Here is a 21,635-nt window from a genome sequence, read left to right as displayed (position 1 = left end):
ACACCGAACCAGCCAAGCGACACGACAAGCCAAGCTATGAAGATTCACATCCAGGGCGGCCGCCTGATCGATCCGGCCAGCAACACCGACGCCGCGCAGGACCTCTTTATCGCCGCCGGCAAGATCGTCGGCGTCGGCAGCGCCCCGGCGGACTTCACCGCCAACAAGACCATCGACGCCCGGGGCCTGATCGTGTGCCCCGGCCTGGTCGACCTGTCCGCACGCCTGCGCGAGCCCGGCTACGAATACAAGGCCACGCTGGAATCCGAAGTGGCGGCCGCCACCGCCGGCGGCGTGACCAGCCTGGTCTGCCCGCCCGACACCGACCCCGTGCTCGACGAGCCCGGCCTGGTCGAAATGCTGAAGTTCCGCGCCCGCACCCTCAATCAGACCCACGTCTACCCGCTCGGCGCGCTGACGCTGGGCCTGAAGGGCGAAACCCTGACCGAGATGGGCCAGCTGACCGAAGCCGGCTGTGTCGGCTTCAGCCAGGCCGAGGCGCCGGTGCGCAATACCCAGGTGCTGCTGCGCTCGCTGCAATACGCGCAGACCTTCGGCTTCACCGTCTGGCTGCGCCCGGAAGACCCGTTCCTGGGCGGCGGCGTCGCCGCCAGCGGCGCCGTGGCCTCGCGCCTGGGCCTGTCCGGCGTGTCCGTGATCGCCGAGACCGTGCGCCTGCACACCATCTTCGAACTGATGCGCAGCACCGGCGCCCGCGTCCACCTGTGCCGGCTGTCGTCCGCCGCCGGCCTGGAACTGGTGCGCCAGGCCAAGCGCGAAGGCCTGAATGTGACCTGCGACGTCAATATTCACCACGTCTCGCTGACCGACATGGATATCGGCTACTTCAACTCGCAAATGCGCTTCTCGCCGCCGCTGCGCAGCCCGCGCGACCGCGACGCCATCGTCGCCGCGCTGGCCGACGGCACCATCGACGCCCTGTGCTCGGACCACACGCCGGTGGACGACGACGAAAAACTGCTGCCCTTCGCCGAGGCATCGCCGGGCGCAACCGGCCTGGAACTGCTGCTGCCGCTGACGCTGCGCTGGGCCAGCGAGCACAAGGTCCCGCTCGCCCAGGCCCTGGGCCGCATCACCGTCGAACCCGCCCGCGTCATCGGCCTCAAGGCCGGCACGCTGGCCGTCGGCAGCGCCGCCGACGTGTGCGTGTTCGATCCGAAGCAGGTCTGGAAAGTCGACCGCCGCTCCCTCAAGAGCCAGGGCAAGAACTCGCCGTGGCTCGGCTACGAAATGGAAGGCAAGGTCCGCATGACCCTGGTCGGCGGGCAAGTCGTCTATGGCAACCACGCCCAGGCATGATCTGGCTGCGCAAGACCGCACTGGTCCTGCACCTGCTGCGCGGGCTGCTGACTTGCGCCTTGCTGTTCCCGTGGCTGGGCGTGCGCTCGCGCGAATGGCATATCCGCCGCTGGTCGCGGCGGCTGTTGCGCATCTGCGGGGTGGAAGTCGAGGTGGTCGACGCCACCGGCGCTGCGCACACCGGTGCGGCGCGGCAGGGGGCGATGGTGGTGTCAAACCACATCTCCTGGCTGGATATCTATGTGATCCACAGCTGGCAGCCGGTGCGGTTTGTCGCCAAATCGGAGATCCGCAGCTGGCCACTGGTCGGATGGCTGTGCGAGAAGACCGGCACCATCTTCATCGAACGCGGGCGCAAGCGAGATGCGCATCGGGTGCTGCATGACATTACGGATGTGATGTTGCAGGGGGATCTGGTGGGGGTGTTTCCGGAGGGGACGACCACTGACGGAACGGCCGTGCTGCCGTTCCATGCCAACCTGATGCAGGCGCCGATCTCGGGCGGACTGCCGGTGCAGCCGCTGGGATTGAACTACCTCGACGCCGCCACGGATCAGCCGACGCTGGCCGCCGCCTATATCGGCGACACCACGCTGCTGCAATCGCTGGAGGCGGTCCTGCGCGCGCCACGGATCAAGGCCCGGCTGGTGGTCGGGCCGGCGCTGGTGCCGGCCTCAGGCGATCGCCGTGAACTGGCGGCTTCCGCCAGGGAAGTCGTCGCTCATCTCAGCCAGGGCGCCGCGGAGCACGCCGCCACCGTGGCTGGCCGGCTCAATCAAGCGCCGGCACCCGCCGGCGCGCCGCAGCCAGCGTCCGCTGCCATCGGCTAGCCATTCTGTCGTCCCTGCCAACGCAGGATTGCGAGTCAGGCCAGCGGGTCACAATATTGCGGGCAATCCACCTGGATGACAGTCCGCTCGGCAGGATCCTGCGTCAGACGCGCCGCCGTCAGCTTGCCACCCCAGACGCAGCCCGTATCCAGCGCCATCAGGTTCGGCCGCATAACCAGGCCTAGCGTCGACCAGTGCCCGCAGACCACCGTCACGTCCTCTGTACGCCGGCCAGGCACGTCGAACCATGGCAGGAACCCATCCGGCGCCTTGCCCGGGCCATCCTTGGTCTTGAAGTCCATCACACCGTCGAGAGTGCAGTAGCGCAGGCGGGTGAGGGCATTGACCACCACGCGGTGACGGTCTATGCCGCGCAGGCCATCGTGCCAGCGGTCGGGGGTGTTGCCGAAGATGTCGGCGAGGAAGCCTTGCCAGTTGGGGCCCTGCAGTTGTTCTTCGACCTCGTGGGCAAGGTCGATCACCTGGGGGGCCGACCATTGGGGGAGGACGCCGGCGTGGACCAGCAGGAAGTTGTTTTCCAGCAGGGCCAGGGGGCGGTGGCGGAGCCAGGTGAGGAGGTCCTCACGGTCGGGGGCGGCGAGGATGTCGTCCAGCGTGTCGTGGCGGCCGATTTTGCGGACACCGGACGCGACGGCGAGAAGGTGGATGTCGTGGTTGCCGAGGACGGTTTCGGCGCGGTCTCCCATGGCGCGGATGGTGCGGAGGGTTCGGAGGGAAGCGGGGCCGCGGTTGACGAGGTCGCCGACGAAGCGCATGCCCGGCTGCGCGGGCATGCAAGCTAGCAAGGCGTCGAGGGAAGGCGCGCAACCTTGCAGGTCACCGACAGCGTAAAGTGATGTATGTGTAACGTCGTTGTGTGGCATCGGTTCCAGGGAGAAAAAATTCGCTTCTATTTGTAGTTTTGTGACCGATATACCGTGACACGGTTACATGAGGCTACAAAAAGTGGACGTCCGCCCCTAAGCTGAGGCATTCAGTCAGATAGAATACCGCCACTTCTGCAGGCACTTAAGGCCCCGCCGTCCAGGAAGAGGACAAGGTGGGCGCTCGGCTTTTGTCGGGTCATCGAAACATATCGAGGCAAGGAGCAAGTTTTGTCCCATATTTTGGTCACTGGGGGCGCCGGGTTCATTGGCGCCAATTTCGTTCTGGCATGGCTGAGCGACAAATCGGCGGATGGGGTCGTCAACGTCGACAAGCTCACCTATGCGGGCAATCGGAAGACGCTGACGTCGGTAGAGGACGATCCACGGCACGTGTTCTCGCAAACGGATATTTGTGATCGTGAGGCACTGGACAAGCTCTTCGCCACTTACAAGCCTCGTGCTGTGGTGCACTTCGCGGCCGAAAGTCATGTGGATCGGTCCATTCATGGGCCCGGCGAGTTTATCCAGACCAATATTGTTGGCACGTTTACGCTGCTCGAAGCCGCGCGCGCCTATTGGAGCGGGCTGGCAGAACCCGTCAAATCCGACTTCCGCTTCCTCCATGTGTCGACCGACGAAGTGTTTGGCTCGTTGAGCGAAACCGATCCGCAGTTCTCGGAAACGACTCCATACGCGCCCAACAGTCCGTACTCGGCCTCCAAGGCCGCCTCGGACCACCTGGTGCGAGCGTATCACCATACCTACGGCTTGCCGGTTCTGACGACGAACTGCTCGAACAACTACGGGCCCTATCATTTCCCGGAAAAGCTGATCCCGCTGGTGATCGCCAACGCCCTGGCCGGCAAACCGCTGCCCATCTATGGCGATGGGAAGAACGTGCGTGACTGGCTGTACGTGCGCGACCACTGCTCGGCCATCCGCGAGGTGCTGTCGCGCGGCCGCCTTGGCGAAACCTATAACGTGGGCGGCTGGAACGAGAAGACGAATTTGGACGTTGTGCATACCCTGTGCGACCTGCTTGACGAACTGTCGCCCAAGGCCACCGGCTCGTACCGTGACCAGATTACCTTCGTCAAGGATCGTCCGGGGCATGATCGCCGCTATGCGATCGATGCACGCAAGCTGGAGCGCGAGCTGGGCTGGAAGCCGGCCGAGACGTTTGAGACTGGCCTGCGCAAGACCGTGCAGTGGTACCTGGATAACCAGGCGTGGGTCCAGGACGTGATGTCGGGGGAGTATCGGAATTGGGTGGCGAAGCAATATGCCGCTTGAGGACGGCATGTTTCCAAGGATCCTGCTCATCGGCGCCAATGGGCAACTGGGTTTCGAGCTGACACGCAGCCTCGCGCTGCACGGAACCGTGGTGGCGGTGGACCGCCGTCAATGCGATCTGACCGATGCCGACAGTGTGCGAGGTGCCGTCCAGGCGGCGCGACCGGACATCGTCGTCAATGCCGCAGCCTACACCGCTGTCGATCTCGCGGAGCGGGAGATCGACCTGGCCAATGCTGTCAATGTGGACGCGCCGGGGATTCTGGCAGAGGAAGCAGCGCATCTGGGCGCACTGGTCGTTCATTATTCAACTGACTACGTTTTCGACGGCGAGAAGCCGGGCCCATATGTCGAGACCGACGCGCCCAATCCGTTGTCCGCTTATGGCAAGTCGAAGCTCGGCGGCGAGCGCATGATCCAGGCTGCGACGGCGAATCACTTGATTTTCCGTACGAGCTGGGTCTACGGCTTGCACGGCGGCAATTTCCTGAAAAGCATTGTCCGTGCTGCAACGACTCGCGAATCGCTGAGCGTGGTGTCGGATCAGTGGGGTGCCCCAACCCCGGCCTCGCTGGTCGCGGACGTCACGGCTGTAGCCGTGGGCCGGTACCTGAACCGGGCGAAGCAGGATTTCGTTCCAGGGGTTTATCACCTGGCTGCGCTGGGCGAAACCAATTGGTGCGACTATGCAAAACTGATTGTCCGGTATCTCACGGACAATGGCGTGCCTCTGTCACTTGGCGCAGAAAATATCCGCGCGATCACTGCAGAGGAATACGGCAGCCCCGCACCGAGGCCGGCAAATTCTCGTCTCGATACATCAAAGGTGCGGGACGGGTTTGGCATTGCGATACCCGAGTGGCACCGCGACGTGGAGCGTACTTTACGCGAATTCATCGATATCGCGGAGTTCGCACTGGTAACGGATGCCTGCAAGACATCGAAAGAGTAGACATGAAACGTAAAGGCATAATTCTGGCGGGTGGCTCTGGCACCCGTCTGTATCCCATCACGCGATCGGTGTCCAAGCAGCTGCTTCCCGTTTACGACAAACCGATGATCTATTACCCGCTGAGCACGCTGATGCTCGCAGGTATTCGTGACATCCTGGTGATTTCGACGCCGCAGGACACCCCCCGCTTTACCGACATGCTGGGTGACGGCAGCCAGTGGGGCCTGAACATCGAGTATGCGGTGCAACCATCCCCGGATGGACTGGCCCAGGCCTTTGTTATTGGCAAGTCCTTCGTTGGCTCCGATCCGTCTGCGCTGATTCTTGGCGACAACATTTTTCACGGTCACGATCTGGCCAAGCAATTGCAGCGCGCGGCGGCGCGCGAGGCGGGCGCCACCGTGTTTGCCTATCATGTGCACGACCCGGAGCGTTATGGGGTGGTCGAATTCGATGCAAATTTCCGTGCCTTGTCGCTGGAAGAGAAGCCGGCTCAGCCTCGCTCCAACTATGCCGTGACTGGCCTGTATTTCTATGACAATCAGGTCTGCGACATCGCGGCGGATATCAAGCCTTCGGCCCGTGGTGAACTCGAAATTACGGATGTGAACAAGCGCTACCTGGAAGCCGCCCAGCTGGAAGTCGAGATCATGGGCCGCGGCTATGCTTGGTTGGACACCGGTACTCACGATTCGCTGCAGGAGGCCGCCACGTTCATCGCGACACTGCAGAAGCGGCAGGGGCTGATGGTGGCGTGTCCGGAAGAGATTGCCTTCCGCAATCAATGGATCTCGGCAGATACGATGCAGAAGATTGCGTCGGAATTGGCGAAGAACGGTTATGGCCAGTACCTCCAGCAGGTATTGAAGGAGTCGATTGCATGAGCATGAATATTGTCAAGACGGCTTTGCCCGAGGTGCTTATTCTCGAGCCCAAGGTGTTTGGCGACGACAGGGGTTTTTTCTTTGAAAGCTTCAATGCGCGCCAGTTCGAGGATGCTACGGGATTAAAGCGGGACTTTGTACAGGACAATCATTCGCGCTCGGCGAAGAATGTCCTGCGCGGCTTGCACTACCAGATCCAGCAGCCCCAAGGGAAGCTGGTGCGCGTGGTAGCGGGTTCCGTGTTCGATGTGGCAGTGGATATCCGCCGGAGTTCGCCGAATTTCGGCAGGTGGGTTGGCGTGGAGCTTTCAGCCGAAAACAAGCGCCAGCTGTGGGTGCCCGAAGGCTTCGCGCATGGCTTTGTGGTGCTGTCGGAGAGCGCGGAGTTCCTCTACAAGACCACCGACTACTATGCCCCGCAGTTCGAGCGATCGCTGCGCTGGGATGATCCAGCATTGGGCATCCAATGGCCAATCGACGGAGCGCCAGTGCTCTCTAAGAAGGACGAGGACGCACCGGCTTTTGCAGTTGCTGAATTGTTTGAATGATTAAATAGATCTTTGAATTCCTGGGAGAAATAAATGGCAATCCAATTGTTCGTACCCAATTTCCGTGTCCAAGAATGCCTGAAAGAAATCCAGGAATGCCTGGAAAAAGGCTGGACTGGGCTCGGCTTCAAGACCAATGCAATGGAGGAAGCCTGGAAGTCCTACACGGGTCTGCCGTATGCGCATTTCCTCGGCTCCAATACCGTTGGGCTGCACCTTGCTTTCGAACTCTTTAAGACCAAGTATGGCTGGGCGGACGGCGATGAGGTCATCACCACGCCGCTGACCTTTGTTTCCACCAACCACGCCATCTTGTATTCCGGGCTGACGCCGGTCTTCGCCGATGTCGACGACTCGCTGTGCCTGGACCCGGACAGCATTGCCGAGCGCATCACGGATCGCACCCGCGCCGTGATCTTCGTTGGTTTGGGTGGCAATGTTGGCCAGTACGACAAGGTGGTCGCGCTGTGCAAGGAAAAGGGCATCAAGCTGGTACTAGACGCGGCCCATATGTCCGGTACCCGCTATCACGGACGCCACGTCGGGCACGACGCCGATGTCACGGTGTTCAGCTTCCAGGCCGTGAAGAACCTGCCGACCGCCGATTCGGGCATGATCTGCTTCCAGGAAGCCGAAGATGACGAGCGCGTTCGCAAAATGACGTGGCTGGGCATCAACAAGGACACGTTTGCGCGTACTACGACGCAAGGTGCCTACAAGTGGATGTACGACGTGGAAGAGGTCGGCTATAAGTACCACGGCAACTCCATCATGGCAGCGATCGGCCTGGTCCAGCTCAAGTACCTGGACAATGACAACGCGTACCGCCGCCAACTGGCAAACTGGTATGAGGAACTGCTGTCGGGCCATGACAATATCCGCCTGACGACGATCACTGAAGGCTGTGATTCGTCGCGTCACCTGTTCCAGATCCGTGTGAAGAATCGCGACGAACTCATGCTGGCGCTGCACGAGCATGAGGTGTATCCGGGCGTCCACTACCGCGACAATACCGAATACCGGATGTACGCCAGCGGCAAGGGCAAGTGCCCGCGTGCACATGCCGCCAGCAACGAAGTGCTGTCGCTGCCCATGCACATGGGTATCACCCGCAACGACGTCGAATTCGTCTGCGAACTGGTTCGCAAGTACGCTGCATGAAGCCGATCTTCGAGCCCTTCGAAGCCAAGGGGGTGCGTCTGCGCCCCCTAGCGACGGAAGACCTTCCGCTGACGCTGGCCTGGCGCAACCGCGAGGGCGTCAGGCAGCAATTTATCTTCTCCGACGTCCTGACCCTGGAAAGCCACCAGGGCTGGTTTCGAAAGTATTCCGAGAAGCCCGACGATTTCGTGTTCGTAGTGCAGGACCCGGCGAACGGCGTATTGGTTGGCCAGGTTGCGATCTATGACGTAAACACGTCGACCGGCCGCGCCGAGATCGGCCGCTTCGTTGTGTCGCCGGAGGCTGCCGGCCAAGGGAAGATGCGTCGGGCGATCGAGGCGCTGCTGGTGTTCGCGCGCGACAAGCTCGGTTTGTCCAATGCTTACCTCGAGGTACTGGAATCGAACCTCCATGCCGCTCGCATTTACGAGAGGCTGGGCTTCGTGGAAACAGGTCGCCAGGATGGGCGGGTCGTAATGGAGCGTGTACTAGATGACAGTCTATAACAGCAGCCGCAAACATCCGCTGACGGAATACGCTGCTGCAGCCAAACTGTGGCGTGTGTGGCTCCATATGGGGGTGCAGGACGTCAAGGGGCGGTTTCGGAATTCAATGTTGGGGCCGCTCTGGATTCTTATTAACCTTTCGGCCACCATGGGGGCGGTCGGGCTTATCTTCGGGAAGCTGTTTCATCAGCCGATGGAAGAGTTCCTGCCATTTCTGACGCTGGGTCTCGCTATTTGGGGTTTCATGACCTCCGCGTTGACAGAGGGCGGCTCCGCCTTCGTCAACGCCGAAGGTTATATTAAGCAATTTTCCTTCCCCAAGGTAACCTACCTGTATAGGGCCATGGTGCCCTACATTGTGGTCTTCTGTGTGGGCATGCTGGTGTTCTTGGTGGTAGCTCTTGCCTATGGGCGAAAATTCGAAACCGGTGCGCTCTGGTTTTTCCCCGGCTTCTTGCTGTTTATCGTCATCAATTTTTTTCACTTGGTTATCGTTTCCCACCTTGGCGCCAGGTACCGCGATTTACCGCACCTGTTGAGTGGGTTGATCCAGATTGGCTTTTACGTGACGCCGGTGATGTACACCGTTACCATGCTGAAGGATCGCGGTCTCGGTTTTATCTATCAATACAATCCGCTTTATTATCTGATCGAAATCGTCAGGTATCCGCTGCTCAATAACGCCTCGCCTTCCGATGAAGTATGGCTGGTTGCCATCGGCTACGCCGTTCTGATTGGTGCCGTCGCGTTTGCAGTGATGAAGCGTATGTCTCATCGCATCGTCTACGTTCTATGATCCCTGAGTTGAAGATCAGTTTGCGCGATGTACGCGTTCGCTTTGATGTATCCATGCGGCAGGATAGCCTGAAGGGGGCGTTGCTGAATGCTTTCCGTCCCAAGGCCAAGGAACGGGTCGAATACGTGGATGCACTGAAGGGAATTAACCTCGAAATCGCTCACGGGGAACGTGTAGGGTTGGTTGGTCTGAATGGTGCCGGCAAAAGTACCATTCTCAAGGTGATGGCTGGCATTTACCCGCCGACTTCGGGTGAGACGGAGATTGTTGGCCATGTTTCGCCAATGTTTGAATTGGCGACAGGTTTTGAGATGACTCAAACGGGCTGGGATAACATCCGGATTCGGGCGATGCTGTTGGGGTTGGCTCCGGATGAAGTGGAGGCGCGCATCCATAGCATCGCAGAGTTCTCGGAGCTGGGTCATTTTCTGGATTATCCGGTCAAGACCTATTCAGCGGGCATGTTTATCCGGCTTGCATTCTCGGTATCAACTGCCATCAATCCGGAGATATTGTTGTTGGATGAGGTCATGGGGGCCGGGGATTTGGTGTTTGCTGACAAGGCCAAACGCCGGATGTACGAGTTCATGGAGCAAGGCAAGATTCTGGTCTTTTCAAGCCATAGCTTGCCCCTCGTTGAGGACTTCTGTGAACGCGTGATCTGGTTGCGCAAGGGAGAGGTGGCGATGGATGGCCCCACCACCGAAGTTCTGGCCGAATATACACGGCGCGGCGGGCAGTAGTCTTGAACTGAGATTGGATAAAAGCGGAAATTAAGATGCGTGTTTTGGCAATCAGCCCGACAGCCGGCTTGGCGGGTATCGATCAGACGTTTCGGGCGCTCTGCCTTGGTTTCGCGGAGAAGGGACATCACGTGGTCGCGGTGCTGCCACCTGAGGCGAAAATTGCCCCGCAGCTTAATTTTGGTGGCGTTCAGGTGACCCGCTCGAGTTATCTGAAATGGTGGTTTAATCCAGGATTTTCAGACGACAATATTAGCTACTGCCTGGATCGCTCGCGCGAGAGTATCGATTTTCTGGTGCGGTTGATCAGGCGTACCAATCCTGACGTGATTGTCAGTAACACCAGCGTATTCCTGGATGGTTATTTTGCCGCCCGAATTACTGGTCGCCCCCACGTTGCTCATATTCATGCCTTATTCGTCGATAACATCTATACCGCGATGTCCGGGGAGTTTAAGGAATCGATCTATCGCTTGCTGGCCAGCGGTGGTAGTCACATTGTCGTGCCCGCGCAGTCATTACGCGAATCGCTGAGTGAACTGGGATTGGGTCGCAGTGTATCGGTGGTTCATAATGGCGTTGATATCAAGCGGTTTTCACCGCCGGTTGCCCGACGCGACGCAGACGGAATGTTCCGCATCTTGCAGCTCGGTCATTTCAACGACAACAAGAATCAGATGATGCTGCCGGATGTGGCCATGGACATGCTACGCCGGGGTTGTACGGGCTTTCAATTCGCTTTGGTCGGGCCCAGCGAGCCTCAGTATTATGATGCTCTGCATGAGAAAATCATGCGGAATGATCTTGCCAAGTATTTCGATTTGCGCAAGCAGGTAGATGATCCGCTGGATTGTCTCGGCTCGTCAGACATTTATGTGAATACCTCCACCACGGAGACGTTTCCGGTATCGCTGCTTGAGGCACAAGCTTGCGGTCTACCGGTGGTGGCAACGCCGACTATCGGCGCGCGGGAGATTATCCGCGATGGGGAAGATGGATATCTCGTATCGAGTGCTATCGATATGGCGGCAAAGCTCTGCGAGCTGATGTCGGACGCGCCTAAGGTTGCGGAAATGGGCAAGCACGCGCGAGCCAACATTGAAGCGCGCTTCTCCAGTCGGGTATACGTGGATGAGTTTGAGAAGGTTTTGGAGCGGGCTGCCACGCAAAGCCAACAGCCGGACGATCGATGGATGCGGGAAGTCTTCTTCCGCGTGCCGTCCCGTCGCGAGCGGGTAAGGGTTGCGGTTATCGTCCCTGACCGTTCGCAGACGTCTTTTGCGTTGCTGGTGGAAAAGCCGTTTGACCAGCTGCGGCGCGAGGACAAAGGCTTTGAATACACTGTATATGATCTTTCCGAGCTTCATAAGATTAAGCTGGAAGAGGTTGAGTTGGTGTACGTGTTGCGTATATACACCGCTCCTGTAATCGAGATTGTTCGCGGTGCCAAAGCTATAGGTATTCCTGTGGCTTTTGAGACCGATGACAATTATTTCGCGCTTCAGTTTCACAACGGCGAGCCAAGTCATGGCCAGTTTGAGAACCAGGACCTGGCTGACTTGATCTCGTTGGCCGACCGGACGGCAGTGTACTCAGCGGCGATGCGCCATGCCGCCGTTGAGCACAGCGATCGCGTGGAGGTCTTCCGCCCCTATCAGTTGCTCCCCGCGGAAAAACCGAGGTACAAGCCCACCTCGGTAATCGGCTTCATGGGCAGTTTGAAGAAGGACGTGGATTTTGAGTGTGTGATACCTGCGCTGCAAAGGGTTCTGGCAGAAGATCCCAATGTCTCGCTGGAGTTCTTCGGCTTCGTGCCGGCGGAATTTGAACGGAATGAACGAGTGGTGTCGCATCCGTTTAATCCCGACTATGATCAATTCATCTCTTTTTTCCGCTCCAGGCAGTGGGCCGTTGCACTGGCGCCTCTCGCGGATACCGAGTTCAATCGTAGTAAGACAAATAATAAATATCGGGAATACGCTGCGGCGGGTTTTCCGGGTGTCTATTCGGATGTTGAAACCTATCGGAACTATGTCAAGCATGAGGTGACTGGTTGCCTGGCTGCCAACGATGAAGAAGGCTGGTATCGCGCCATCCGCAAGCTTCTCTACGATGAGGATCTTGCGAAGCGGATCGTGTCCGCTGCCTATGACGACATTGCGCGCAGCTTCTCGTTTGAAGACCACTGCATAAACAAGAAGGGGTTGATCTACCAGCTTGTTGATGACAGGCGTGCGCGTGCCGATATTCGCTCCATGAGCCAGAAGACGGTGTGGAGTGTTCCGACGCCGCTCAACCTCCGCTCACGCCTGGATCTGGATGGAAAGGATTTCGTGGCTGCTGCGTTCAGTGGGTTGGCAGGTATGGTGGCAGGTGTGTCCACCATTCCCATGATGGATTTCGCAGATGGCGATGGCGTGATCGGCGCGGAAATCGTCGTTAATAATGAGATTGCGGCACAATCAGTTATTCCGATTAATCACGTCAAAAATAAATCCTTCCTCCGACTCAGCTTCGGGAAGCGCATCGAGGTCGAAGGCACTGACCATGTCGAAATACGTATCTTTACGCGTGGTGCGACCAGCCGTATTTCGCTGGCTGGAGCAGCTCGTATTAGCGGCATCCGCCGCCGTATAGTCCCGGCTATCGGCCTTGAGTTGTCTGATGAATGCTGAATCGGCGTATGCCGGTGCGACTCTTTACGACAATGTCGGACGAGGTTCGTATGAGCGATAACGGTAGCCATGACGCCATTAATGGCGCTGCCGAAGCCGCGCCCAACCTGCAGGCACGTCTTGTTATTGAGGGCGAAATTCCGACCACTCATATTATCGGCCGACTTATTGGCGAGGCGGCCGGTAATGCGGCGGGGGTCTACAAGTTACTCGTATCCAATTTCCTGCCGAGTCGAATGCAGAATAACGCCATTCCCTTGCTCATCCGGGTGGGCGATCCCTCTGCTGCGCCGATGGTGAAATGGATGCTGCGGCGCAAGGTCCAGTATCTGTACTATATCGATGATAACTTTTGGGAGCTGCAGGGCGAGGGGCCGTTGATTGTCTATTATCAGGCAAAGGAGGTGCGTGAGACGCTCGAACTTGTGGTTCGCAACGCCCATACGGTTATCGTCAACTCGCCCCACCTTGGTAAATATTTGCGGGATCGTTTTGCGGCGCCGGTCATCGTGCTGCCTGCGCCTTTCGACTTCAGCCTCTTGTCAGGGCTGGAGCAGCCGCCTGCGCACGAGCATGAGGTTCGGATTGGATTTGCGGGTAGCGCTACGCGTGAAAGGGACTTCATCGCTATTCTCCCTGCGCTGGAGCGAGTGCTGGCTGAAAGGCCGCAGGTGACGATGCACTTCTTTGGTTATTGCCCTCCGTCGCTACATGGCAAGGACCGAGTCGTCTATCACGCCCACATGGGCAGTTACGAGGACTTCATCAGGTTCAAGCATGCTAGCGCCTTGGATATCGGACTGGCCCCCATGGCCGATACGGAGTCGAACCGATACAAGACCAACAACAAGTACCGCGAATACGGCGCACTGCGCATCGCCGGCATATATGCCGACAGTCCGCCCTACCGTGACTCAGTGAAGAACGGCGTTACTGGCCTGCTTGTGCAGCAGGATGCGGAGGCCTGGTACCGGGCAATTGTCGAGTTGGTGGACAACCCGCAGCAGCGTGCAGCGATGGCAGCAGCCGCATACGAGGATGTACGCAAGCACTATGCGCAGGATGTGGTGGCCATGCAGTGGCGGAGCTTGCTGGAGGAATTCCAGCGCTCCGTACGGATGCCACGTTTGAGTCGTGTGGCACTCAGCGCCGATACGTGCTGGATTCGCGGGGCTGGATGGCTGGCGCGGCAGAAGCTGAGGGTACACCTGCGCTATGTCCGGGCCAGGTCCCTGCTTGCCCGCATGGTCCGCACTGTACAAAGTCGGATGAAGGGGGCGGCATGAGCGAAGCACAATTTGCCATGCCACCCGGCGCCGCGTCCGTCGAAGCTGGTAGCACCGCTGCCGTCGTCGTGACCTTCAATCCCGACGAGCCTGTTTTCCGGCGGCTGTTGCAGGCTACCCTGCGGCAGGTCGGGACTGTTGTGGTCGTCGACAACGGATCCGTGGGAATCGATGTCGCCGCCATGTGCAGTTCCGAAGATGCCGGGGCTGGACGTATTCGTTACGTACCACTAGGCACCAACCTCGGCATCGCCGCCGCCCAAAACCGCGGTATCGAAGCAGCAAAGGCCGCCGGTGCAGAGTACGTGCTCTTGCTGGACCACGACAGTGTGCCGGCCGACAACATGGTCGCCGCGCTGCGGCAAGCCGACCGGCAACTGCGCGACGCCGGTGTCGAGGTCGGCGCGGTGGGCGCGGTGGCGCACGACCGCCGCACCGGCACGACATCCAAGGTGGTGCGCATGGTACGCGGCCGCGTGCAGCGGCTCGCCAGCCAGACCTCGGAGCCGTATATCGAGGCCGATTTCCTGATCGCCTCTGGCACCATGATTGCCATCTCGGTCCTGGAGCGCCACGGCATGATGAACGAGGGCTACTTTATCGATCACGTCGACACGGAATGGTGCCTGCGCGTAAAGGCGCGGGGCATGCGACTCTTTGCAATTCCGCGCGCGCGGCTGGAGCACGCGCTGGGCGACCATGTCGTGCGGGTCTGGCTGGGCCGCTGGCGCGAGGTGCCCGTGCATTCCCCGGCGCGCGATTACTACATGTTCCGAAATACCGTTCGCATGCTGCTGACGACGCCGATGAGCCTTGCATGGCGGATTACGCATGTGTTCCGTCTGTCGCAGTTTGCAGTGTTCTTCGGACTCGGCATGTCGCCTCGGCTGAAGCGAATCCGATTGATGACCCGAGGCATCGTCGACGGCATAAAGGGCCGTGATGGTGCGTTGATGGATGCGAGGCCGGGCCGTGGAAGCAACCGCTAAGCTGCTGACGGTTTCCTTGGTGAGCCACGGCCAGGGGGAACTGATGCGACCGCTGCTCAGGCAATTGTCGGCGATTGCCCATGAACTCCCTCTGAAAGTCGTTGTTACCGAGAACCTGCCCGAACGCCGCAACGCTGACGACACGTTCGGCCGTCTCGACATCCGCTACATCCAGAATGCCGAACCCAAGGGTTTCGGAGCCAACCACAACGCAGCTTTTGCTTTTTGCGATACGCCGTATTTTTGCGTCGTCAATCCCGATGTCCGGTTGATCGAAAATCCCTTTCCTGCGCTATTGGCACAAGCCCGGGCGCGACCGGGGGTTGTGGCACCGCGTGTGGTCGCCAACGACGGCGCGGTCGAGGACAGTGCGCGGAAAGTGCCGAGACCATTGGTTTTGATGCGACGGGCGCTGACCCGATTAGCCAATCGGCGGATGCCTCCGGATTACGCCGGCGAAGGCACGGTTCCGGTTGACTGGGCTGCCGGCATGTTTCTTCTTTTTGACGCTGGCGTATTTCAGCGATTGGGCGGCTTCGACGACCGGTACCATCTCTATTGCGAGGATGTGGACGTTTGCCTGCGTACATGGCTGAATGGAGGCAGCGTCCACCTGGCCAACGATGTCATCGTGATGCACGATGCCCGCCGTGATAGCCACCGCCGGCTTCGCTACCTCCGGTGGCATCTGGCAAGCATGATGAGACTGTTTACGTCCTCCGCCTATTGGCGGTTTCGCTTGCGCCATGTCGCGGCCGGCAATTGAACATTATTAGAACGATTCCATGTTCGATTTTTTTTGGGTTCCAGCTTTCGCCTTCCTGGTTTCCGCGCTGAGCGTTTTGCTGCTGCGGCCAGTCGCTATGGTCGGCGGCCTGCTGGATCGCCCCGACAACCGCAAGCGGCACCATGGAGCGGTGCCTCTGGTCGGCGGCATTGCCGTAACGCTGGCCATCTGGGCCGGTTGCTTGTTATTCATGCGCAACCAGGGCTACTACGTCGCCCTGTTGGGTGGACTGACATTGCTTGCCTTTGTCGGCCTCATCGACGACATGCAGGGCATGTCTCCGGTAGCCAAACTGGGCGCCCAGATCTTTGCGGCCATCCTGATGACGTCATGGGGCGGCGTCTATCTGATGTCACTGGGCGATATCTTTGGCCGGCGCGAGATCGAACTGGCGAACTGGGCCATCCCGCTGACGCTTTTTGCCGTGGTCGCCGTCATCAACGCCATGAATATGAGCGATGGGCTTGATGGCCTGGCGGGCGGGCTTTCGCTCATCGTGTTCGGCTGGTACGCTTATTTGGCCGGCGAACTGGGCAATCTGGCTGCACAGCGCGTAAGCGTGATTTTCTGCGGGGCGATCCTCGGCTTCTTGATCTTCAACATGCGCAACCCTTTCCGGGGCAAGTTGCGCGTGTTTCTCGGCGACGCGGGCAGTCTGATGCTCGGATATGGCATCGTCTGGTTTGCGGTGGAACTGTCACAGCCGACATACAACAACGGACGTCATGTGCCGCCGGTCGTGATGCTTTGGGTGCTGGGCTTTGTGTTGATCGACTTGCTAGTGGTGGTCATTCGCCGCGCATTGAAGCGCCGCAACCCGCTCTCCGCTGACCGTACCCATTTGCATCACGTGCTGCTTCGCCTTGGCCTCAGCCCAGATGCCATTGTCTGGGTCATCCTCGTCAGCAATGCCTTGCTGGGCTTCGCCGGCGTTTACGGCTGGAAGCAAGGGGTCTCCGAGCAGGTGCTATTTCTCTCGTTCCTTGGTGTCACCGGCCTTCATCTGTTGCTGATGCGAAACGCATGGCGCTGCCTGCGCGTTGGACGCCGGATCGTGTTGCGAGGCAAACGCAGTCTCAATCCGAGCAATAACGGGGAGTAAGGCCATCTCGGGCCTACCGTCAGGCGGATATTGCTGCGTCGACAGCGGTGGCGCGAACGCGAAAGACCAGGATCAGGCCAAACCCAACGGCGACGGCATTGGCGGCCGCGTAACCGGCCACGGCACCGCGGGTGCCAAGATGAGGGATCGCAACTAGGTCGACCGCTACCGTGGTGGCAAGAACCAGTCCCCATTTGATGGCTACCCAGCGTGGCCTGCGCAGATATATGGGCAACAGACTCAATCCCACGTCCGCAAACACCAGGATTGAAGCCAGCGCCGCCAACCGCAACAGGTCGACGGTTTCACCGAATGCTTTGCCGTAAAGCAAGTGGACGACTGGTTCCGCGCAGAGTGCCAGAACGATGGCGCCTGCCGCACCCAGGACGGACATGCCCGCGGCAACGCGAAGGACGTTGCGGCGTGCCGCCATGCCCGACCGCTGCGCAAAAACATAGAAGGGGGCTACGCCTGCTGCCAGTATGGTGGCGAGGGTGGTGAAGTTGTCCAGTATTTGCATGGTAGCCGCGTAAGTACCCAGTTCGGCCAGCGGCACAGCTGGCTTCAGTATCAACTGATCGGCGCGGCGAGCGGCGACCATCAGCATGAAGCTGACCCAGAACAACGCACCGTCGTACATCAATTCGCGCGTGAGGACGGGGTCATGCGTTGGCACCGTTTTCGGGGCGCGCGCGAGGTAGTACCAGGTAAGCAGCACCGCGGCGATCAAGGGCTCGATCGCAAAAGCGCCTGCGTACGCCGACACAAGTTCGATGCCGGCAAAATACAGGGCCGTGATCAGGCCGGCCTTGGCGGCGAGGGCTATCAGGTTGAACACAACATTGGGACGATTGTGGGTGCGTGCCTGCATCCACGCGATGGCGACACCGAACGGCTCTCGCATCATGACCGCTGTCCCGAGGATTGCTGCGGGAATCCATGTATCGGCGGGCTGTCGCGTGGCGGCCAGCCAAAGGCACATCAGCACATAGCCAGCGATGCCCGCGCTCAGCCGAATGGCGAAGACGTGTGCGACGAGAATATGTCTCGCTTCTGGCGTCGCCATCCCCACCAACCGCGGCACCACCACTTCCGCCGAACAGATCAGCGGTATCGACGCGGCAATAAACACTAGCGACTGTGCATACTGGAAATGCGCAAACCCCTCCGTACCCAGCGCCCGTGCCAGCATGGCCACGACGCCGATCCCCACGATCACCTGCAGGCCACGGTCGGCCAGCATCCACAGCAAGTTGCTTGCGACTTTGCGGCGCATCAGGGTAGTTTCCTCAGGCGGCGATATTGCGCCAGCCATTGCCGCGCCACACCGTTCACGTCGAAACGGCCGACAATCCGCTGGCGGCGACGGTCGCGTTCGGACTCGGTGCCGGGCAGGCTGGCGATGGCGTCGCGCAAGGCGCTCGCCAGAGCCTGTGGATTGCCGGTAGGGGTTAGCGTAGCGGTGTCGCCGGCTAGTTCGGATACGCCTGCCGCGGCGGTTGCCACGACCGGCAGTCCGCTCGCCAACGCTTCACCCACCGCCAGCGGCATGCCTTCGATGCGCGAAGACAACACGAAGACATCGGCGGCGCGCAGCAGCTCCGGGATGTCTTTCCTTGCTCCGGCCAACAGTACGACATGATTCAGCCCGTGCCGGGCGACCTCCTGCGCCAGTGTGTCGCGCAACGGGCCATCCCCGGCAATCATGAGCCGTGCTCTTGGCATGCCGTGGCTGACTACGCTGAACGCCTCGATCAGCATGGCCTGGTCCTTCTCCGGTACCAGCCTGCCGACGTTGAGGACAAGCCGGTCGTCGGGTCCCAGGCCAAGGTCGCGCCGGGTCTGTTCACGCGAAGCCGGGTCCGGGCGAAAGCGGCTGGTATCGATGCCGTTGGGCATCACGATCACGCGTCCCTCCGGCACGGCGCCGCTCGCCACCATCGCCACGCGGCCGGCGTTGCTGACGTGGGTCGTCATGGCGCACCAGCGGTCAGTGATGCGGTAGGCGAGGGCGCGCAGGCGACCGCCCTCGCGGGCGCTGTGCGCGGAGCAAATGACCGGCGGCATGCGCCCCGTCCTGGCCAGCACCCGTGCGAAGAGATTGGCGTGGACCATATGGGCATGGATGACGTCCGGGCGCCACTGCTGCACAAGTCCGCGCGCGTGGCGCAGGGCGGCCAGTATCGACAGCGGTGTCTTGCGCATGGCCAGTTCGGTCACGTGGATCTTTGCCGGCAAGTCGATCTCCTGGCCTTGCGTCAGGCTGAGGATGGCGACCTCGTTGCCCAGTGCCAGGAAGGCGCGCGCCAGCGCTGCAATCTGCTGCTCGGCGCCGCCCAGCTTGAGACCGGTGGTGATGACAAGGATGCGCAACGGCGCTTGCGCGGCAGTCTCATCGGCGCTGCCCATCAGCGGGCTCCGTAACCGGTCGCGAGCGTCCTGAGCGTCTTCACCCCGATCAGCAGGTCCAGTGCCAGCGAACAGTGCTTGACGTAATACAGGTCATAGCTCAGCTTGGTAACGGTTTCTTCATGGCTGCCGGCGTAACCCTGCTGTACCTGGGCCCAGCCGGAAAGGCCGGGCCGCACCAGGTGGCGGTACGGGTAATAGGGGATGGTTGCCGAAAAGCGATCAACCATCGGTGCCTGTTCCGGCCGCGGGCCGATCAGGCTCATATGCCCGAGCAGCACATTCCACAGTTGCGGGATTTCGTCCAGACGGTACTTGCGGATAATGCGTCCAACCCGCGTCACGCGCGGATCGCGGCGTGACGCGAACAGGGCCGGGGCGCTGGCGTCGACGCCCATGCTGCGGAACTTGAGCATGACAAAGGGCTTGCCGAACAGGCCCACGCGTTCCTGTCGGAAGATGGCACCACCGGGAGTTTCCAGCCGGATAGCCAGCGCCACGGCAAGTCCCAGCGGCACGGCCAGAGGGGCGAGGCAGGCGACGGCCACGATATCGATGGCGCGCTTCAGGTAGCCGTAGAGGTAGTGCGCAGCGTAGTCGTCCAGGAAGTTCTCGTCGATGTGCGCCAGCCCGACGCGGCCGGTCAGCATTTCGCCGACACGCTCCACCGAGTACATGCGGACGTGGCTCATCTTGTAATGCGCGAGCAGCCGCGTGCGTTCGGGGTCGCCAGTGGCGCTGCGCTCGACCATCAGGCCATCAAAGTGCCTGGCGTCTTCCAGCGATCCCACCGGTTCGAAGCGGATGCGCGCCGGCGCCGCGGCACCCGGCATGGCGAGAATGGTTTCCAGCTGTGCCAGGGTACCCGGATCGGTATAGCCGAACAGCGGCACGTAGTTCTGCACGAAGCGTCGATAGCCGGTCCAGAGCCACGCCAGCGTGATCAGGTAGGACAGCAGCAGGGCGCCGCGAGAATATTCGATATGGAAGGCGGCAAACACAAAGAGCAGGCCGCCGAACGGCAACGTCGCGGCAAGTCCTGCCAGGCTGTTGCCTTCCATCGCCGGCAGGTGCAGCGAGCGATGCAGCAACATGAACGCGACCAGGTATGGCAGCACTGACCATAGCAACGTGCGTGTGAATACGTAGGTCACAATGCCGGCGCGGTGCGCCATTTCGGCGCCGACTGCGCTGAGCGCGAAGAGCGCCAGGCCCAGCACCGCCCACGCCACCATCCGGCTGATACGGCGCACGGTCTCGGAACCGCCGGTGCGCATGCGCAGGGCGCGGTGCCGCATGCTGTCGGCCTTGATGGTCATCACGTCGGCACCCGCGCGGCGCGGGGCGTCTGGGCGAGGGCAGCGCAGTAGACGGACCAGGTCGCGCCAGTCATGCGCTCCAGCCCATAGCATTGCTCCCACCGTTGGCGCGCGCCGTGGCCGAGCGCCGCGCGCAGGGCGCTGTCGCCGGCAAGGCGGCGCAGCGCTTCGGAGAACGCATGTTCGTCATCGTGATTGACCAGCAGCCCGTACCGGTTGCCGTCGAGTTGCTCGCGAATGCCAGGCAGGTCGGAGGCGACGACCGGCAGTCCGGCCCGCATCGCTTCCAGCACCGACAGCGGGAAGCCTTCGTGGTCCGACGCCAGCACAAAGGCCTGGGCCGAAGCCAGCAGCGCGGGCACTTGCGTGACGTTGCCGGGAAATTCCACGCGTCCGGGGGCAAGCTGTTGCGCCAGTTGCTGCATGGCGTGCCGTTGCGGACCGTCTCCGACCAGGGTCAATACACATGACTCCAGCCCTGCGCGCGCGAAGGCGCGAATCGCCGCGTCCTGGCGCTTGGGTGCGGCAAAGCGTGCGACCATCACGATTCTTCGCAAGGGGGCCTGCGGCTCGGCACGATGGGGCGTATCGGGGATGCCGTTTGGAATGACCGAAATGCGTTCGGCGGGAAGGGGGAGCGACTGGGCCAGCCGTCGTTCGGCGTCCGCGACGCAGATCACGCGCGCCGCCAGCGGTGCCAGCAACCATTCCGCCACGCGTGCGGCGATGCGCTGGCGCGATGGGGCTTCGGGCTTGAAGGCAAAACCGTGGACGGTATAGACCACGGGTATGCCGAGTGCCAGCCCGGCGATGCGGCCCAGGGCTCCCGCCTTGGCGCTGTGCGTATGGATCAGGTCCGGCGCGGCTTGTTTCAGTGCGACGACCAGTTCACGCAAGGCAAGGATGGCGCGCCAGGGCGACAAGGCATTGTCCAGCCGCTTCAACCTGATGGTCCGCGCGCCGTTGCGTTGCGCGATCTCTAAGAGGGGCCCTTCGCCGCCCGCCAGCAGGACGGTGTCGGCCTTGCCGGCCATCGACCGCAGCAGGTCGGCGACATGCGACTGCGCCCCGCCGATCTCCGCATTGGTGATCAGGTAGGCAATGCGAGGTCGGGGCGACGGCTGCGCGGGTAGTTTCAAGGCTCTGTA

Annotated in this window: 20 protein-coding genes; 15 read left to right on the top strand and 5 right to left on the bottom strand. The window is 60.8% G+C overall.

The window, feature by feature from the left end:
• Window positions 1-36 precede the first annotated feature (36 nt).
• Together ACOCMH_RS29200 and ACOCMH_RS29195 are read left to right on the top strand one after the other, a co-directional pair.
• Window positions 37-1,320, top strand: a complete 1,284-nt coding sequence (locus ACOCMH_RS29200; RefSeq protein ID WP_427310866.1) for a dihydroorotase — start codon at window positions 37-39, stop codon at window positions 1,318-1,320.
• A complete protein-coding gene (locus tag ACOCMH_RS29195) occupies window positions 1,317-2,150 on the top strand; it encodes a lysophospholipid acyltransferase family protein (RefSeq protein WP_427310864.1) in 834 nt (277 codons plus the stop codon). The genes ACOCMH_RS29200 and ACOCMH_RS29195 overlap by 4 nt, the downstream gene beginning before the upstream one ends.
• A 35-nt stretch (window positions 2,151-2,185) precedes the next feature.
• Here ACOCMH_RS29195 and ACOCMH_RS29190 read toward each other — a convergent pair whose 3' ends face one another.
• The gene (locus tag ACOCMH_RS29190) at window positions 2,186-3,034 is read right to left on the bottom strand and encodes a symmetrical bis(5'-nucleosyl)-tetraphosphatase (protein ID WP_427310863.1); all 849 of its coding nucleotides are present in this window, start codon (window positions 3,032-3,034) and stop codon (window positions 2,186-2,188) included.
• Window positions 3,035-3,265: 231 nt separating this feature from the next.
• On the opposite strand from ACOCMH_RS29190, the gene rfbB reads away from it, so the two are divergent.
• Genes rfbB through ACOCMH_RS29125 form a run of 13 tightly spaced genes read left to right on the top strand, consistent with a single transcriptional unit; the run spans window position 3,266 to window position 16,759 of the window.
• Window positions 3,266-4,330 carry a dTDP-glucose 4,6-dehydratase gene (gene rfbB / locus ACOCMH_RS29185; protein ID WP_427310862.1) on the top strand — a complete coding sequence of 355 codons (1,065 nt, stop codon included), beginning with the start codon at window positions 3,266-3,268 and terminating at the stop codon, window positions 4,328-4,330.
• The gene (gene rfbD, locus ACOCMH_RS29180; RefSeq protein ID WP_427310860.1) at window positions 4,320-5,282 is read left to right on the top strand and encodes a dTDP-4-dehydrorhamnose reductase; all 963 of its coding nucleotides are present in this window, start codon (window positions 4,320-4,322) and stop codon (window positions 5,280-5,282) included. Before rfbB ends, rfbD begins: the two co-directional genes overlap by 11 nt.
• 2 nt (window positions 5,283-5,284) lie before the next feature.
• Entirely contained in the window at window positions 5,285-6,166 is an 882-nt protein-coding gene (rfbA, locus tag ACOCMH_RS29175) for a glucose-1-phosphate thymidylyltransferase RfbA (RefSeq protein ID WP_427310858.1), read from the top strand.
• The gene (gene rfbC / locus ACOCMH_RS29170) at window positions 6,163-6,714 is read left to right on the top strand and encodes a dTDP-4-dehydrorhamnose 3,5-epimerase (RefSeq protein WP_427310856.1); all 552 of its coding nucleotides are present in this window, start codon (window positions 6,163-6,165) and stop codon (window positions 6,712-6,714) included. Before rfbA ends, rfbC begins: the two co-directional genes overlap by 4 nt.
• Window positions 6,715-6,747: 33 nt before the next feature.
• On the top strand, window positions 6,748-7,875 hold the full coding sequence (locus ACOCMH_RS29165) for a DegT/DnrJ/EryC1/StrS family aminotransferase (RefSeq protein ID WP_116600699.1): 1,128 nt from the start codon (window positions 6,748-6,750) through the stop codon (window positions 7,873-7,875).
• Window positions 7,872-8,381, top strand: a complete 510-nt coding sequence (locus ACOCMH_RS29160; RefSeq protein ID WP_427310855.1) for a GNAT family N-acetyltransferase — start codon at window positions 7,872-7,874, stop codon at window positions 8,379-8,381. The genes ACOCMH_RS29165 and ACOCMH_RS29160 overlap by 4 nt, the downstream gene beginning before the upstream one ends.
• Entirely contained in the window at window positions 8,368-9,177 is an 810-nt protein-coding gene (locus ACOCMH_RS29155; protein WP_427310853.1) for an ABC transporter permease, read from the top strand. Before ACOCMH_RS29160 ends, ACOCMH_RS29155 begins: the two co-directional genes overlap by 14 nt.
• Window positions 9,178-9,185: 8 nt before the next feature.
• Window positions 9,186-9,920 (top strand): ABC transporter ATP-binding protein, encoded by a 735-nt coding sequence (locus ACOCMH_RS29150; RefSeq protein WP_427310851.1) that lies wholly within the window; start codon window positions 9,186-9,188, stop codon window positions 9,918-9,920.
• 35 nt (window positions 9,921-9,955) lie between these two features.
• The gene (locus tag ACOCMH_RS29145; protein ID WP_427310849.1) at window positions 9,956-12,595 is read left to right on the top strand and encodes a glycosyltransferase family 4 protein; all 2,640 of its coding nucleotides are present in this window, start codon (window positions 9,956-9,958) and stop codon (window positions 12,593-12,595) included.
• A 50-nt stretch (window positions 12,596-12,645) separates the two neighbouring features.
• On the top strand, window positions 12,646-13,881 hold the full coding sequence (locus ACOCMH_RS29140) for a glycosyltransferase (RefSeq protein ID WP_427310847.1): 1,236 nt from the start codon (window positions 12,646-12,648) through the stop codon (window positions 13,879-13,881).
• The gene (locus ACOCMH_RS29135; RefSeq protein WP_427310845.1) at window positions 13,878-14,870 is read left to right on the top strand and encodes a glycosyltransferase family 2 protein; all 993 of its coding nucleotides are present in this window, start codon (window positions 13,878-13,880) and stop codon (window positions 14,868-14,870) included. Before ACOCMH_RS29140 ends, ACOCMH_RS29135 begins: the two co-directional genes overlap by 4 nt.
• On the top strand, window positions 14,854-15,636 hold the full coding sequence (locus tag ACOCMH_RS29130) for a glycosyltransferase (protein ID WP_427310843.1): 783 nt from the start codon (window positions 14,854-14,856) through the stop codon (window positions 15,634-15,636). The genes ACOCMH_RS29135 and ACOCMH_RS29130 overlap by 17 nt, the downstream gene beginning before the upstream one ends.
• Before the next feature lie 19 nt (window positions 15,637-15,655).
• Entirely contained in the window at window positions 15,656-16,759 is a 1,104-nt protein-coding gene (locus ACOCMH_RS29125) for an MraY family glycosyltransferase (protein WP_427310841.1), read from the top strand.
• Window positions 16,760-16,778: 19 nt separating this feature from the next.
• On the opposite strand, the gene ACOCMH_RS29120 is transcribed toward ACOCMH_RS29125, so the two are convergent.
• Genes ACOCMH_RS29120 through ACOCMH_RS29105 form a run of 4 tightly spaced genes read right to left on the bottom strand, consistent with a single transcriptional unit; the run spans window position 16,779 to window position 21,521 of the window.
• The gene (locus ACOCMH_RS29120) at window positions 16,779-18,035 is read right to left on the bottom strand and encodes a lipopolysaccharide biosynthesis protein (protein ID WP_427310840.1); all 1,257 of its coding nucleotides are present in this window, start codon (window positions 18,033-18,035) and stop codon (window positions 16,779-16,781) included.
• Window positions 18,035-19,168: a glycosyltransferase gene (locus ACOCMH_RS29115; protein ID WP_427310839.1), complete on the bottom strand. Its 1,134-nt coding sequence runs from the start codon at window positions 19,166-19,168 to the stop codon at window positions 18,035-18,037. The genes ACOCMH_RS29120 and ACOCMH_RS29115 overlap by 1 nt, the downstream gene beginning before the upstream one ends.
• Window positions 19,168-20,487 (bottom strand): sugar transferase, encoded by a 1,320-nt coding sequence (locus ACOCMH_RS29110; RefSeq protein WP_427313392.1) that lies wholly within the window; start codon window positions 20,485-20,487, stop codon window positions 19,168-19,170. The genes ACOCMH_RS29115 and ACOCMH_RS29110 overlap by 1 nt, the downstream gene beginning before the upstream one ends.
• Window positions 20,487-21,521 carry a glycosyltransferase family 4 protein gene (locus tag ACOCMH_RS29105; RefSeq protein ID WP_427310837.1) on the bottom strand — a complete coding sequence of 345 codons (1,035 nt, stop codon included), beginning with the start codon at window positions 21,519-21,521 and terminating at the stop codon, window positions 20,487-20,489. Before ACOCMH_RS29105 ends, ACOCMH_RS29110 begins: the two co-directional genes overlap by 1 nt.
• Between the last annotated feature and the right edge of the window lie 114 nt (window positions 21,522-21,635).

The sequence above is a fragment of the Cupriavidus sp. H39 genome (genome assembly GCF_050271075.1).
In the GTDB taxonomy this organism is placed as follows: Bacteria; Pseudomonadota; Gammaproteobacteria; order Burkholderiales; family Burkholderiaceae; genus Cupriavidus; species Cupriavidus necator_B.
The sequence above is the reverse complement of the archived record's forward strand: the minus strand, read 5'-3'. Positions and strand labels throughout refer to the sequence as shown.